Source organism: Micromonospora sp. NPDC005173, assembly GCF_040608515.1.
Classification (GTDB): Bacteria; Actinomycetota; Actinomycetes; order Mycobacteriales; family Micromonosporaceae; genus Micromonospora.
Genome location: NZ_JBEXIK010000039.1, coordinates 1 through 12,934, shown reverse-complemented (window position 1 = coordinate 12,934; position 12,934 = coordinate 1). Strand labels below are relative to the sequence as shown.

At 70.6% G+C, this 12,934-nt stretch carries 11 protein-coding genes; 5 read left to right on the top strand and 6 right to left on the bottom strand.

Features of this window, described 5'->3' with window-relative positions; genetic code table 11:
• Nucleotides 1-94: 94 nt before the first annotated feature.
• Nucleotides 95-3,409 (top strand): AAA family ATPase, encoded by a 3,315-nt coding sequence (locus ABZV00_RS29430; protein WP_355612026.1) that lies wholly within the window; start codon nucleotides 95-97, stop codon nucleotides 3,407-3,409.
• 105 nt (nucleotides 3,410-3,514) lie between these two features.
• On the opposite strand, the gene ABZV00_RS29425 is transcribed toward ABZV00_RS29430, so the two are convergent.
• Both ABZV00_RS29425 and ABZV00_RS29420 read right to left on the bottom strand, forming a co-directional pair.
• Nucleotides 3,515-4,480 (bottom strand): alpha/beta hydrolase, encoded by a 966-nt coding sequence (locus ABZV00_RS29425; RefSeq protein WP_355612023.1) that lies wholly within the window; start codon nucleotides 4,478-4,480, stop codon nucleotides 3,515-3,517.
• 49 nt (nucleotides 4,481-4,529) lie between these two features.
• Nucleotides 4,530-4,835, bottom strand: coding sequence for an antibiotic biosynthesis monooxygenase (locus ABZV00_RS29420; RefSeq protein WP_355612020.1), 306 nt, complete (start codon nucleotides 4,833-4,835; stop codon nucleotides 4,530-4,532).
• Between the two features lie 157 nt (nucleotides 4,836-4,992).
• On the opposite strand from ABZV00_RS29420, the gene ABZV00_RS29415 reads away from it, so the two are divergent.
• A complete protein-coding gene (locus ABZV00_RS29415; RefSeq protein ID WP_355612017.1) occupies nucleotides 4,993-5,898 on the top strand; it encodes an AraC family transcriptional regulator in 906 nt (301 codons plus the stop codon).
• Nucleotides 5,899-5,982: 84 nt separating this feature from the next.
• Here the strand turns inward: ABZV00_RS29415 and ABZV00_RS29410 are convergent, their stop codons facing one another.
• The 3 genes from ABZV00_RS29410 to ABZV00_RS29400 are packed head-to-tail and all read right to left on the bottom strand — an operon-like array spanning nucleotide 5,983 to nucleotide 8,430.
• Nucleotides 5,983-6,840, bottom strand: a complete 858-nt coding sequence (locus tag ABZV00_RS29410) for an ABC transporter permease (RefSeq protein ID WP_355612014.1) — start codon at nucleotides 6,838-6,840, stop codon at nucleotides 5,983-5,985.
• The gene (locus ABZV00_RS29405) at nucleotides 6,837-7,850 is read right to left on the bottom strand and encodes an ATP-binding cassette domain-containing protein (RefSeq protein WP_355612011.1); all 1,014 of its coding nucleotides are present in this window, start codon (nucleotides 7,848-7,850) and stop codon (nucleotides 6,837-6,839) included. The genes ABZV00_RS29410 and ABZV00_RS29405 overlap by 4 nt, the downstream gene beginning before the upstream one ends.
• A gap of 25 nt (nucleotides 7,851-7,875) precedes the next feature.
• Nucleotides 7,876-8,430, bottom strand: a complete 555-nt coding sequence (locus ABZV00_RS29400; protein ID WP_355612008.1) for an NAD(P)H-dependent oxidoreductase — start codon at nucleotides 8,428-8,430, stop codon at nucleotides 7,876-7,878.
• 496 nt (nucleotides 8,431-8,926) lie between these two features.
• On the opposite strand from ABZV00_RS29400, the gene ABZV00_RS29395 reads away from it, so the two are divergent.
• The 3 genes from ABZV00_RS29395 to ABZV00_RS29385 are packed head-to-tail and all read left to right on the top strand — an operon-like array spanning nucleotide 8,927 to nucleotide 11,748.
• Nucleotides 8,927-10,792, top strand: coding sequence for a hypothetical protein (locus tag ABZV00_RS29395; RefSeq protein WP_355612005.1), 1,866 nt, complete (start codon nucleotides 8,927-8,929; stop codon nucleotides 10,790-10,792).
• A gap of 20 nt (nucleotides 10,793-10,812) precedes the next feature.
• Nucleotides 10,813-11,229: a hypothetical protein gene (locus ABZV00_RS29390; RefSeq protein ID WP_355612002.1), complete on the top strand. Its 417-nt coding sequence runs from the start codon at nucleotides 10,813-10,815 to the stop codon at nucleotides 11,227-11,229.
• A gap of 3 nt (nucleotides 11,230-11,232) precedes the next feature.
• A complete protein-coding gene (locus tag ABZV00_RS29385) occupies nucleotides 11,233-11,748 on the top strand; it encodes a GNAT family N-acetyltransferase (RefSeq protein WP_355611999.1) in 516 nt (171 codons plus the stop codon).
• 31 nt (nucleotides 11,749-11,779) lie between these two features.
• On the opposite strand, the gene ABZV00_RS29380 is transcribed toward ABZV00_RS29385, so the two are convergent.
• Complete coding sequence (locus tag ABZV00_RS29380; protein ID WP_355611996.1) at nucleotides 11,780-12,766, bottom strand: aldo/keto reductase; 987 nt, start codon at nucleotides 12,764-12,766, stop codon at nucleotides 11,780-11,782.
• Nucleotides 12,767-12,934 lie beyond the last annotated feature (168 nt).

The window sequence follows — 12,934 nt, the reverse complement described above, 5'->3', positions numbered from 1 at the left end:
TGCGGAACACCAGCGCCGCCGTCGACGGCGGCCTCAGCAACGACCCGGAAAGCAGCCGACCGTTGTCGGACGGTTCCAGTACCGTCTGGAAACCATGGACGCGCGGCTCGGCGACGCCATCATCGGGCGGGATCATCCCGCGGGTCTGCTGCGCGCTGAGCTGGATCGGGCCGCTACCAGCCACGGCGGTCTCGTCCTGGTCACCGGCGAGCCGGGCATCGGCAAGACGACCCTGGTCACGGCGGCGGCCCGGGAGGCCCGGCAACGCGGCGCGCTGGTGCTCGGTGCCGCCTGCTGGGATTCCGACAGCGCCCCCGGCTACTGGCCGTGGGTGCAGGTGCTGCGCGGTCTGCAACGCTCCGCCGACGACTGGGCGGTGGCGCGTTCGGCCGCGGAGCCGGCTCTCGCGGCCCTGCTCGGCGAGGCCGATACCAGCAGCGAGCAGGCCGGCCGCACCGCGAGCTGGGCCGGCGTTGACACGGGCGGGGACATCGGCGACCGCGAGGCTTTCGCCCTGTACGACGCGGTGACCGCCGCGCTGGTCGCGGTCTCCCAGGAGCGGCCGGTCGTGGTCGTCCTCGACGACCTGCACTGGGCCGACCCGGCCTCGCTGCGGCTGCTGGGGTTCGCCGCGCAGCACACCTGGTTCGAACGGCTGCTGCTGATCGGCACCTACCGCGACGCGGAGGTCGAGTCGGGCGAGCACCCGTTGCGCCCGCTGCTGATGCCGCTGGTCACGAAGGCGACCACCATCACCCTCACCGGCCTGTCACGGGACGAGGTGGCCGCGCTGATGGCGCGTACCGCCGGGCGGGAGCCCGACGCCGGTCTGGTCGACGAGGTGCACCGCCGTACCGGGGGCAATCCGTTCTTCATCGAGCAGACCGCCCGGCTGTGGCGCGCCGATGGTGCGGGAGGCACGATCGCACCCGGCGTACGGGAGGCGGTCCGGCGTCGGCTGGCCCAGTTGCCCACGGCCGTCGTCGAGGCGCTCACGGTCGCCGCCGTGTTGGGCCGGGAGTTTCACCGTCAGGTCCTGGCGGCCAGCGTGGCGGCGCCGGCGGCGCAGGTCGACCGGCTGCTCGACCGGGCGGTGACCGCCCGACTGGTGGTCGCCCGGGGTGGCGGCCGCTTCGCCTTCGCCCACGACCTGGTCCGGGAGACGCTCTACGACGGGCTCACCGAGGAGGACCGTCGGGCCCGGCATGCCGACGTCGTCCGGGCGGTCGACGCTCTGGCAGAGCTCACCGAGCGGTTGATCCCGGCCGACCTGGCCCGCCACGCCTACCTGGCCGGCCCGGCGTTCGACCGGGCCCGGGCCACCGAGCTGCTGGTAACCGCGGCACGGGATGCGTCTTCCCGGCTCGCCACCGACGAGGCGAGGGTGCACTTCGGCCGGGCGCTGGAGGTCGTCGAGGACCGGGCACAGCGGGTCCGGATCCTGGTCGAGTTCGGTCAGCTGCGCTACCACCACGCCGGCCGGGAAGAGGCCGGGCAGTTGCTCGCCGAGGCCGCAACGCTGGCCCGCACGCTCGACGACCCGGTCCTGCTGGCCCGCGTCGCTCTCACCGTCAACCGCACCCGCCAGGTGGAGATTGGGCGCTCGGTCGACGGGGTGGAGCTGCTGCGGGAGGCGTACCGGAGGCTGATCGGCGAGCCGGATGGCACCGCGTCGGTCGGCACGTTGATCGCCGACCTGATCACCGCCACCGAGACGATCGCCCGCCGGGGCCGGGACGACGAGACGCTCACCTTCAGCCTGTGGGCCCGCCACGACACCACCTGGGGCTTGGGCACCGCTGGTGCACGGGCGGCGCTGACCGCCGAGATCCGGGACGTGGCCCGCCGCACCGGCGACCGGGAGACCGAGCTGTGGGCCACCTCGCTGCGCTGGGTGGCGCTGCTGGAGCTCGGCGACCCCCGCTTCGTCGAGGAGCTCACCACCTTCGTCACCGCGAGCGAGCAGGACGGCCTGGCCCGACCTCGGATGGCGGCAGCCGTGGACGGTGGGATCATCGCGGCGTTCCGGGGTGACTTCGTCGAGGCCGACGAGCGTTTCACCGTCCTCACCGACGTCGCCGACCCGGGCCACGCCGAGTTCGCGTTCATGGGCCATCACCTGCGTTGGTCCCGGCTATTGCTGCAGGGCCGGTTCGAGGAGGCCGGCACCCTGCTGAACGGGTTGGGTCCCGCCGACTACCCCTACCGGGATCTCCTGCTGGCGATCACCGCGGCGGAGCGCGGTGACGACGAAACGGCGGTCCGGCTGACCGCCGGTATCGAGGCCGCCGACATCCGGTACCCGCGTCCGGTGTCGCCGCTGTGGCTGCGGCTGCGCGCGCAGGCTGCCGCGGCGTCCCGCGACCCGCAGCGCTGCGACGACGCACGAGCCGCGCTGACCCCACACCGTGGAGAGTGGATGGTGGGGCTCTTCGGCTGTGACATCAGCGGTCCCGTCGACCACTGGCTGGCGGTGGTCGACGCCGCGCAGGAGCGCTGGGACGACGCCATCGCCGGTTTCACGGCGGCCCGCGACGCGGCCGACCGGATGGGCGCCCGGCCCTGGGCGCTCATCGCCAACGCCGGGCTGGCGACCGCCCTGGCCCGCCGTGACCAGCCGGGCGACGCCGCGACGGTCGCCGCACTGCGCGCCGCCACAGCCCGGGAGGCCACCGCGCTCGGCATGGCGCAGGTGCTCGACCGGCTCGGCGGCCCGGCACCCACCGACGTTGCCAATCCAGGCCAGGTCATCGGGTCGGGTCAGGCCGTCGCGCCGCGCCAGGTCGTCAAGCCGGACCAGGCCGCCGGGGCAGGCCAGGCCATCGGGTCGCGCCAGGTCCCGCCGGCCGGAGCGCCGGTCGAGGAGTACGAGTTCCGCCGCGACGGGCCGGTCTGGCAACTCGCCTACGCCGGTGCCGTCGTACACCTGCCCGACGCCAAGGGGCTGCACGACCTGCACCTGCTGCTGAGCCGGCCGGGCAGTGACGTCCCGGCGGTCGAGCTGCTCGACCCGGCGGCCGGGCCGGAGTTGGTCGCCGCCCGCCGGATGGGTGGCGACCCGGTCCTCGACGACGAGGCGAAGGCCCGCTACCGACGGCACCTGGCGCGCCTCGACGAGGAGATCGACCGGGCTGCCGTGCGCGACGACGACCAGAAGGTGGCCGAGTTGGACGCCGAGCGCGGCGCGCTGCTCGACGAGCTGCGTGCGGCTGCCGGGCTGGCCGGCCGGAGTCGGCGGCTGGGCGACGAGGCCGAGCGGGCGCGCAAGACGGTCACCGCACGGATCCGGGACACACTGCGCAAGCTCGACGAGCGGCACCCGGCGCTCGCCAGCCACCTGCGCGAAGCCGTCTCGACCGGCAGCACCTGCCGCTACCTGCCGACCCAGCCGCTGCGCTGGCGGCTCTGACGACCGTGAGGCATGGACCCGGCCATCCGAGGGCCGGGATGCCGCGACTGACGCGGGTATCCACGGCCGGCGCAATGCCCGATCGGCGCCGGCCGTGGGTCCGGCTCAGCCCTTGTCAGGGCTGGGGTTCAGGACCCGGGCGAGCCAGTCGGCCTGGGTACGCCGGGCCGCGGCCGAGACGCGGACATGCGGGAACAGCGCCGAGAATCCGTGGAAGCCACCGGCCCACAGGTGCAACTCCGCCTGGCCGCCGGCGGCCCAGATCCGGGTCGCGTAGGTGACGTCCTCGTCGCGGAAGACCTCGGCGGTCCCGGCGTCGATGTAGGTGGTCGGCAGGCCGGACAGGTCGTCGGCCAGCGCGGGTGAGACGTACGCGGAGACGTTCTCGCCGGTGTGCTCACCAAGGCCGCTGCGCCAGCCGAATTCGTTCATCTCTCGGGTCCATACGCCGTCCAGCCCGCTGTACTGACGGCTGGAGGTGGTGGTGTTGCGGTGGTCGAGCATGGGGCACGACAGCAACTGGGCGGCGATGACCGGGGTGCCGAGGTCGCGGGCCATGAGCGTCACCCCTGCCGCGAGGCCACCTCCGGCGCTGGCACCGGCTACGAGGATGCGGGCGGGGTCGATGCCGAGGTCTGCGGCGTTCTCGGCCACCCAGAGCAGGCCGTGGTAGCAGTCGTCGACCAGGGTCTCGCCACTTGCTTCCGGGGCCAGCCGGTAATCCACGGAGACCACGACGGCGCCGAACAGGTCGAGCCATTCCAGCGGGACGTCGATGTTCGAGAAGCGGTCGCCCCACATCATCCCGCCGCCGTGGATCCAGTACACGCAGGGCGCTCCAGCGGCACGATCGGTGGGGCTGAAGATGGACAGCGGGATCTGAGTTCCGTCACCGGCCGGGACGGTGACCTCGCGCCGCTTCACCGCGCGGCCTTCCAGGTGGGTCTCGATCGGCGGTTGGGGGAAGTGGCGCAGCTGCTCGATCGTCTCGGGGCCCAGGGGTGGCATGGGCGGCAGTTCGGCCAGGGGCACGAGCAACTCGGGGTCGATGCCCGGTCGGGGGGTGTTCATCAGGGTCCTCTCGCTGATCAGGGTCGGGGTGCTGGGTGTGGTCGCCGGTTTAGAAGGTCGCCTTGCCGCCAACCGGCACCGCGTCGGTGTACGTCGACTCGCCGGCCAGCAGCGGCTGAAGCTTCGCGACCAGGGCCTGCGCCTGCTCGCCGCCGAAGAACGCGGTGTGCGCCTCGGCGCTGGTCCAGCCTTCGATGACGTGGACGACGTCGGGGTCGGAAGCCGAGCGGGACACCAGGAAGACGAGGCAGTCGTCGTGGGGCAGGGACGGCGCGTCGAGCAACAGCTTGATCAGCTCGTCGGCCTTTCCCGGCTGGGCGGTCATGGTGGCCTGGAACCCGTGCTGGGCAGTCATCGAAGTGTCTCCTCAATCATCGAGCTGCGATCAGCTCGTGGGAAATTGACACTCCAATGGAAGCATCGCCACCAGGGAAAACGTTAGACAGATGCTCTCGGCCTCTTGCCTGATCCTACTGTTGTGGCGAGTATTGGCCTTGTGCTTCAATCGGGCCGTGGACCTCGAAGAGCTGCGGGCGTTGCTGGCCCGCCACGCCCGGCCGGACATGAGCACCGCCATCGACGGGGTGCTGATTTCGAAGGTCGAGCACCAGACCGCGCCGACCACGTCGATGTCGGGCACCGTGCTGGCACTCATCGCCCAGGGCGCCAAACGGATGGCGCTGGGCGACCGCGTGTACGAGTACCGCGCCGGCCAGTACCTTGTCGCGTCGGTCGATCTGCCGGTCACCGGCCACTTCACCCAGGCCAGTGCCGACTCGCCGGCTCTCGGGTTCGGGCTGGTGCTGCACCCGGCCACGGTCGCGGAGTTGCTGTTGCAGGCGGCACCGGGCGATCTCCCGCCCGTGACCGGCGGGACGCCGTCGGGGATGGTGGTCAGCGACGCTCCCGACGAACTCGGCGACGCGGTGATCCGGCTGCTTCGGCTGCTGGACCGGCCGCGGGACGTCAGGGTGCTCGCGCCCCTGATCAAACGGGAGATCCTGTGGCTGCTGCTCGCCGGCGAGCAGGGTGCCGCCGTCCGGCAACTCGGTTTGGCCGACAGCAGCCTCAGTCACGTCGCCCGGGCGGTCCGGTGGATCCGCGATCACTATGCGCAGCCGTTCCGGGTGGAGGATCTGGCGCGGCTGTCGGGGATGAGCGTGTCGGCGTTCTACCGCAACTTCCAGGCCGTGACCGCCATGAGCCCAATCCAGTTCCAGAAGCAGATTCGGTTGCAGGAGGCGCGGCTCCTTCTCGCCACGCACCCCAACGACGTCACCGGGGTGGGCATCCGCGTCGGCTACGAGAGCCCGTCGCAGTTCAGCCGCGAATATCGTCGCCAGTTCGGCGCGCCTCCCAGCCAGGACGCCGCCCGCCTGCACGGCATCACCCGCACCGATGTGCCGGCGGTCGTCTGACCTCCGGCGGACACACCCCGGCGGTCAGACGACCGACGACGGGCGCCGCCACGTCGGTGGCGGCGCCCGTCGATCAGAGCAGGGTCAGCGGCGGTTGTAGCGGTACATGGTGAGCGTGCCGAAGACGACCACGAACCCGACGCTCCACGCCAGCAGCCACATCGTGGCGGACGCATCCGACGAGCCGGACATGGCCGCGCGGACCGCGGCCACCAGCTGCGTCACCGGGTTGACGTTCACGAACGCCTGGAGCCAGCCGGGCATGGTGCTCGGCTCGACGAAGACGTTGCTCAGGAACGTCAACGGGAACAGCACCATCATGCTGACGCCCATCACCGACTTCTCGCTGCGCAGGACCAGCCCGAAGAACGTCCACACCCAGGAGAACGCGAACGAGAAGACCACCAGCAGCCCGATCCCGGCGGCGACGCCGCCCACCCCACCGTCGGGACGGAACCCGAGCGCCAGCCCGACGCCGAGGATCACCAGGGAGGCGAGGATGTACCGCAGCACGTCGCCGAAGATCATGCCGACCAGGGCGGCCGGCCGCCAGACCGGCAGCGTCCGGAACCGATCGAAGATGCCCTTCTCGATGTCGGTGTTGAGGCCGACGCCGGTGTACATGGTGATCATCACGACGCTGGTGACCATGATGCCGGGCAGGAAGAACTGCAGGTAGTCGCGCGGGCTGTCGGCGAGGGCGCCGCCGAACAGGTACGTGAACATCAGCACCATGATGATCGGGAACGCGGTCACGTCGAAGAGCTGCTCCGGCACGTGCTTGATCTTCAGCATGGCCCGCCAGCCGAAGATCAGCGACGCGCCCAGCGCGCTCGGCCGGGGCGGTCGTGCACCGGGCGCGAGCACGGTCGCCAGCGCCTCGGCGGACGGGACGTAGACGGACGGCGCCCGTTCGGTCGTGGTGGTGGTGGCCTCGCTCATCGGGCTGCCTCCAGCTGGTCGTCCCGCTCGTCGGCGGGCACGGCGGGGTGGTCGGTCAGGGCCAGGAAGACCTCGTCCAGGCTGGGCTGGCCGAGGGAGAAGTCGTCGACGACGATGCCGGCGCGGGCCAGGTCGCCGAGCGCGAGGGCGGCCTGCGCGCTGGCGTCGAGGTCGCTGCCGGCCTCGCCGACCCGAGCAACCAACGCGACCGGATCGGCTTCGAGCTGCACCGGTACGCCGAGTGCCGCCTGGAGCACCTTCTCCGCCTCGGGCCGCTGGCCGGGGTCCCGCAGTCGCAGGTGGACGGTGCCGGAGCCGATCGACGACTTCAGCTCGCCCGGGGTGCCCTCCGCGATCACCCGGCCGTGGTCGACGACCGCGATCCGCCCGGCGAGCTGGTCGGCCTCGTCCAGGTACTGGGTGGTCAACAGCACCGTGGTGCCGTGTGCCACCACCGCCCGCACGATCTCCCACACCTGGTTGCGGCTGCGCGGGTCGAGACCGGTCGTCGGCTCGTCGAGAAAGAGCAGGTCGGGGGTGTTGAGGATGCTGGCGGCGATGTCGATGCGCCGCCGCATCCCACCCGAGTACTTCTTCACCTGGCGGTCGCTCGCCTCGGTCAGGCCGAACGCGGCGAGCAGGGCCGCCGCGCGCTCGCGGGCTGCCGGCTTGCGCAGGCCGAGCAGGCGGGCGAGGAGCACCAGGTTCTCCGTACCGGTCAGGTCCTCGTCGACGGAGGCGTACTGGCCGGTGAGGCTGACCCGGCTGCGGACGGCGTCGGCCTCGGTGACCACGTCGTGCCCGAAGACCCGCGCCTTGCCGCCATCGGGTCGCAGCAGCGTCGCGAGCACCCGGACCGCGGTGGTCTTGCCCGCCCCGTTCGGGCCGAGCAGGCCGTAGACGGTGCCGGCGGGCACCTGGAGGTCGATGCCGGCCAACGCCCGGGTGTCCCCGAACGAGCGGGTGAGCCCCTCGGCCTCGATGGCCAGGCCGGTGGTGCGTCTACTCATGATCCTTACCTTTCGTCAGACGTTTTCAGGAGGCGTACGGCCGGGCGGCGCGGCCGTCGCGCAACGCCAGACCCCACCAGCGGAGCTGGTCGAGCAGGACGCGGGTGTCCCGGCGCAGTTCGTCGGTGCATTGCGGCGTCGGTTCACCGGCGAGCAGGTCGATCCCGACGACGTCGCGCACCGTCATCGCGTGCAGCGCCGTGAAGACGGTGCGCAGTTGGTCGACCGCGTGCAGGCCGGTGGACCGGCATCCGTACGACACGAAGCCGACCGGTTTGGCCTGCCACTCGTCGTACGCGTAGTCGATCGCCTGTTTCAAGGGTGCCGGGAAGCTGTGGTTGTACTCGGGGGTGACCACGACGAACGCCTCCGCCCGGCCGACCTCGCGGACGAACGCCCGGATGGACGCGGTCGGCTCGGCCGGATAGCTGGCCGGGAAGTCGTACTCGCTGAGGTCAACGACCGTCACCGTGAGGTCGTCGTGCCGCTCGGCCTGATCGACGAACCAGCGGGCGACTCTGTCCCCCGCCCGCCCCTCGCGGGTGCTGCCGACGATCACGGCGATCCTGAGCGGTGTCATCGTTTCCCCTCCCGGCCCCCGGACTTTCACCAGTCAGGCGCGAGGGGACGGCCGGCGGCCCGCTAGATCCGACCTAGCGGGCGCGGACTCCTTGTCGCCAATGGTGCCCTGATGCCCCAACCGAAGTCGACGACCGATGCTGGCCGTCCGGCTGTATCAGCCCTCTGACCAGTGCATCCAGTCGGCCAGATGACAGTGTTGCGGCCATTCCATTGAGTAACGAGGCCCGATGTTTGTCCGTTTCCTGGCGGCGCGGGCAGGCAGGGGTGACCGTTCCGGTGAGGTCGCATCACGGTGTGGTAACAAGTATTAGCGGTGTAGATCTGTCGACATTTAGCGCCCGTACCCACAACGGCAGGTCACAGTGTTCTCCGTCACACGAGTCTCTTCCTAAACATTGCGAGCTGTCCTATTTGGTCGGGACTTCGACATGGTTCGTGGTGCTGTAGCAGCGTGTACCCCCTCGGGTACTCATCGCTGTCGCAAGGCGGGGAGCGTGATGGTCATGGACGAGCCGCACTCCGTACGAAAGATGATGATGAACATTGCCTTCGCCGGGGCGGCCGCCGTTCTCGTCACCGCCGCAGGCGGCACAGGTTGGCTCCGGCACCGCCTCGATGCATACGGCGAATGGTTCGTCCGCAACGGCAACCTGCTGGAGGGCCTCGCACGAACCCTCTGCCTGACGGCAGCGCTCATCCTCGGTGGGGTGATCTTCTCGAGGTTGCGGCAGCGTCTGGGCGAGGAGAAGACCGTGGCGCAGCGCCCGGGACAACCCGACGTCCCGTGGTTGCAGCGCCTACAGGCGTCGGCGGCCGAGCGCCTCAGCGAGCAGGACCGCAAGGCGATCACGATGTTCGTGGAGCTCATCGTCGACCCGGCCCGCTCCCGCTCTCGGCTGGCGGAAACCGTCGACCTCGACGAGCGGGCGGTAAGGCAGCAGGTGTCGATCTCGTTCGCGCTGCCCGACGCCGAGGACGGCGGAAGGGCTCTCTACATCCCGATCCTGCAGCCGATAAAGGGCGAGCTGGTGGACAACTTCCAGCTCCAGTCGGCCGGCGGCAGTTCGTTGCCGACGCTCTCCTACGAGGAGACCACCAAGCTGGCTGCGGCGGGGCTTCGGCTCATCCTGATGGAGATCTTCGCTGCCAAGGATGCGCCTTCCCCGCCGAAGACCCTGGACGAGCCCGTGCGCGCGGCCGAGCTGGCCATGCTTCAGATCGTGGCGACCCGGGGGCCACTGCACACCGGTCAGGTGCACGGACGGTTGGACGTCATTCTCGAGGAGATCAAATTTCCCGACGACGACAGCCGCGAGCGCGTCCGCAAATACGTCGCGGCCCTCAGCTGGTCGTACCCGATCGTCGCCGTTGTCTCCACGGTTGACGCATCCAGCGGGCGATTCCTGATCAAGTACGAGCGGACCTTCGTGCCGGCGTCCCTGACCACGAGCTGGCGAGGGCTGCTCCGGCTCGGGCTCGGTCTCAAGCCGGACAAGGTGGCGATACCGGTGGAGCTGGCGCTCACCGCCGAGAGCTACCACCTGCGGGTCAACGCTCCGGCGAACAAGTACGTCATCAAGCAGTACCTGCAGTGCCGGCACTGCCGGGTCCTGCTGACTCGCCAGTGGCGCGGCAGGGCGCCGGTCGGGATCCCCGCCGACGAGGACCGGGCCGGTAAGAAGCCCGACAACAAAAGACACCTCTGCGCGCACGAGCTCGACCAGACGAGAAGTGCGACCGACGACGACCGGGTCACCGACCACCATTTCCGAGTTCGTCGCAAGCGCGGGCAAAACTTCGTGCATGTCTATATGCGGGGATATTCCAGGGCCGCGCCGAAACTGCGAGACCTGCAACTGATCACCACCTTCAAAGAAACGCCACCCGGTGCCCGTGGCCGCGCGGCGATCACCGCCCTGGCCACCACCCTCCTGCTCGCGGTTGCCGGCAACCTCCTGAACAGCCCGCAGGGCACCCAGGTGGGAGGTCTGCCGGCCCTGATGCTCGCGTTGCCGGCAGTGGCCGCCTCGTGGTTCGGCCTCTCGTCGGACAAGGACGCGCTGGTCGGTGGTTCACTGCTTGCGCGTCTGTCACTCGTCGTCAGCGGGGTGGTCTCGGTGATCGCGGTTGTGCTGTATCTCAGCTCCCCGCCACCGAGCGCACCGGCACCGATCGCTGGGGGGAGCATCGCCGACCCGCTGACCTTCGTTGGAATCACTGACTGGCGTTGGATCACGCTCTGTATCGTCTCGGCGTTGAACCTGACCTATATCAGCTACCGGTTCGCGCTCAAGCTCGTGCACTTCAATGACCTGATAAGGCGCGAAGACCTTGGTGCTGGTGACTTCGCATGGCGATGATGAGAGAGACTGGAGAACCTGTGGCGACACCCGACACACCACAATCTGAGGGTCAGCCCGAGGATCGGTATCTCGTCGACGACGCCGTCTGGGTGTTGCCGTCCAGCAGTTACGTGGACCCGGGGCCGCCGTTGGAGACGAGCCTCTTCGACGATCCTCAGCGCCTCAACCGGGCCTGGTCACTCACCATGTCGACGCTCCGGGCGGAGGCCCGGGAGTCGCCTCAGCAGCGTCGTCAGGTCGAGGATCGCGCCCGTGCGTTGATCGACGAGGCGAACCTGTCGGTCACACCCTCAGGCGACCGCGACGCCGGGAGCTCCGTCGAAGCGCCGGCCCCCATAGCTGAGCCCAAGGACGGGCCGCGCACGGGTTTTGCCGACCGGGTCGACCGACTTGCCCAGGCGACCCTGCGGGTCGCTCGGCTGCGACACAGTTGAGGAATGGCAAAGGTACGCATCGAGCCGTGGCACGAGGATGACCTCGACCTGCTGCGACAGCTCAACTCACCGGAGACGCGGAAGCACACCGGCGGTCCGGAGACCGACGAGCAGGTGCTCGCCCGGCACGACCGCTACGTGCACTTCGCCGACGGCGGGCAGGGCTGCATGTTCACCCTGGTGCTGCCCGACGGCGCGCGGGCGGGCAGCGTCGGCTACTGGGCCCGCGACTGGCGTGCGCAGCCGGTGTACGAGATGGGCTGGGCGGTGCTGCCCGCGTACCGGGGGCAGGGGCTGGCCACCGCCGCGGTGCGCGCGGTCGTCGACGTGGCCCGCGCCCGGCGGACCCGCCGCTACGCACACGCCTATCCCTCGGTCGACAACCCCGCCTCGAACGCGGTCTGCCGCAAAGCCGGCTTCACCCTGCTGGGCGAGACCGGCTTCGAGTACCCGCCGGGACACATGATGCGCGCCAACGACTGGCAGCTCGACCTAACCGCCCCACCGGCCGAGGGCTGACGCCGGCGGGGCGGTCACCGCGAGGGCGCCGTCACCAGGTGGTGTCGAGGCGGTGCCGCTGCTCAGCGGTCAGCTCCAGGTCCACCGCCGCCAGGCTCTCGTCGAGCTGAGCCACCGAGGAGGCGCCCACCAGCGGGATCGACGGCAGGTCGCCGCCCAGCAACCAGGCGAGCACCACCTGGTTGACCGTCACGCCGGTCTGCCCGGCCACCTCCCGCAGCGCGGCCAGCCGGCGCGGCGCGCTCGGCAGGTCGTACGCCCCGCTGAGCGGCTTGTCCGCCCGGGTGAACGCCCCCTTGAGCAGCGGCGAGTACGCCACCAGGGTCAGCTCGGGCTCGGCGCGCAGGTAGCTCAGCAGGTCGCCGCTGACGCCGCCGGGCTCGCCGTCCGGGTCCAGGTCGCTGGCCAGGTCGGTCCGGTTCGGCAGGTAGCTGCGGTGGTACTGGAGCACCTCGTACCCCGGCAGGCCGGCGGCGGCGGCCAGCGCACGGGCCCGCTCGACCCGCCAGGCCCGGTGGTTGCTCGCCCCCAGCAGGCCCACCGTCCCTTCGGCGACCAGCTCGGCGAAGCCCTCCACGGTCTCCGTCAGCGGCACCGCGCGGTCCTCGATGTGCGCGTAGAGCAGGTCCAGCCGCTCCACGCCGAGCCGGTCCCGGCTGCGCTCCGCCGACTCGCGGATCACCTTGGCCGACAAGCCCTCGGCGTTGTCCAGGTAGCTGGTCCCCGGAGCCAGCGGGCGGCCGCCGACCTTGGTGGCGATGACGATCTCGGCGCCGACGCCCCGGCTGCGCCGCCACCGGCCGAGCAGCTCCTCGCTCTGCCCGCCCTGGCCGCCGTCCACCCAGAACGCGTAGTTGCCAGACGTGTCGATGAAGGTGCCGCCGGCCTCGACGTACCGGTCGAGGATCGCGTACGAGGTGGCCTCGTCGGTGGCGCTGCCGAAGAGCATCGCGCCGAGGCTGAGCACGCTGACCTCGCGCCGGGTCGCCGGGTCGGTGCCGATCGTGCGGTACCGCATGGGGATCTCCTCTCGTGCGCCCTACCGGTGGGCGCCCGCCCGCCACCCTGCCGGTTGGAGCGCACTCGAGGTCAACCGTTACCTTTCAGTGAGCAAACGTGACTCCTGATTGGCAGTCGTCCGTTGCCGGGCGACGTTGACCGGATGAGCCGGTCTAGACGCTTCACG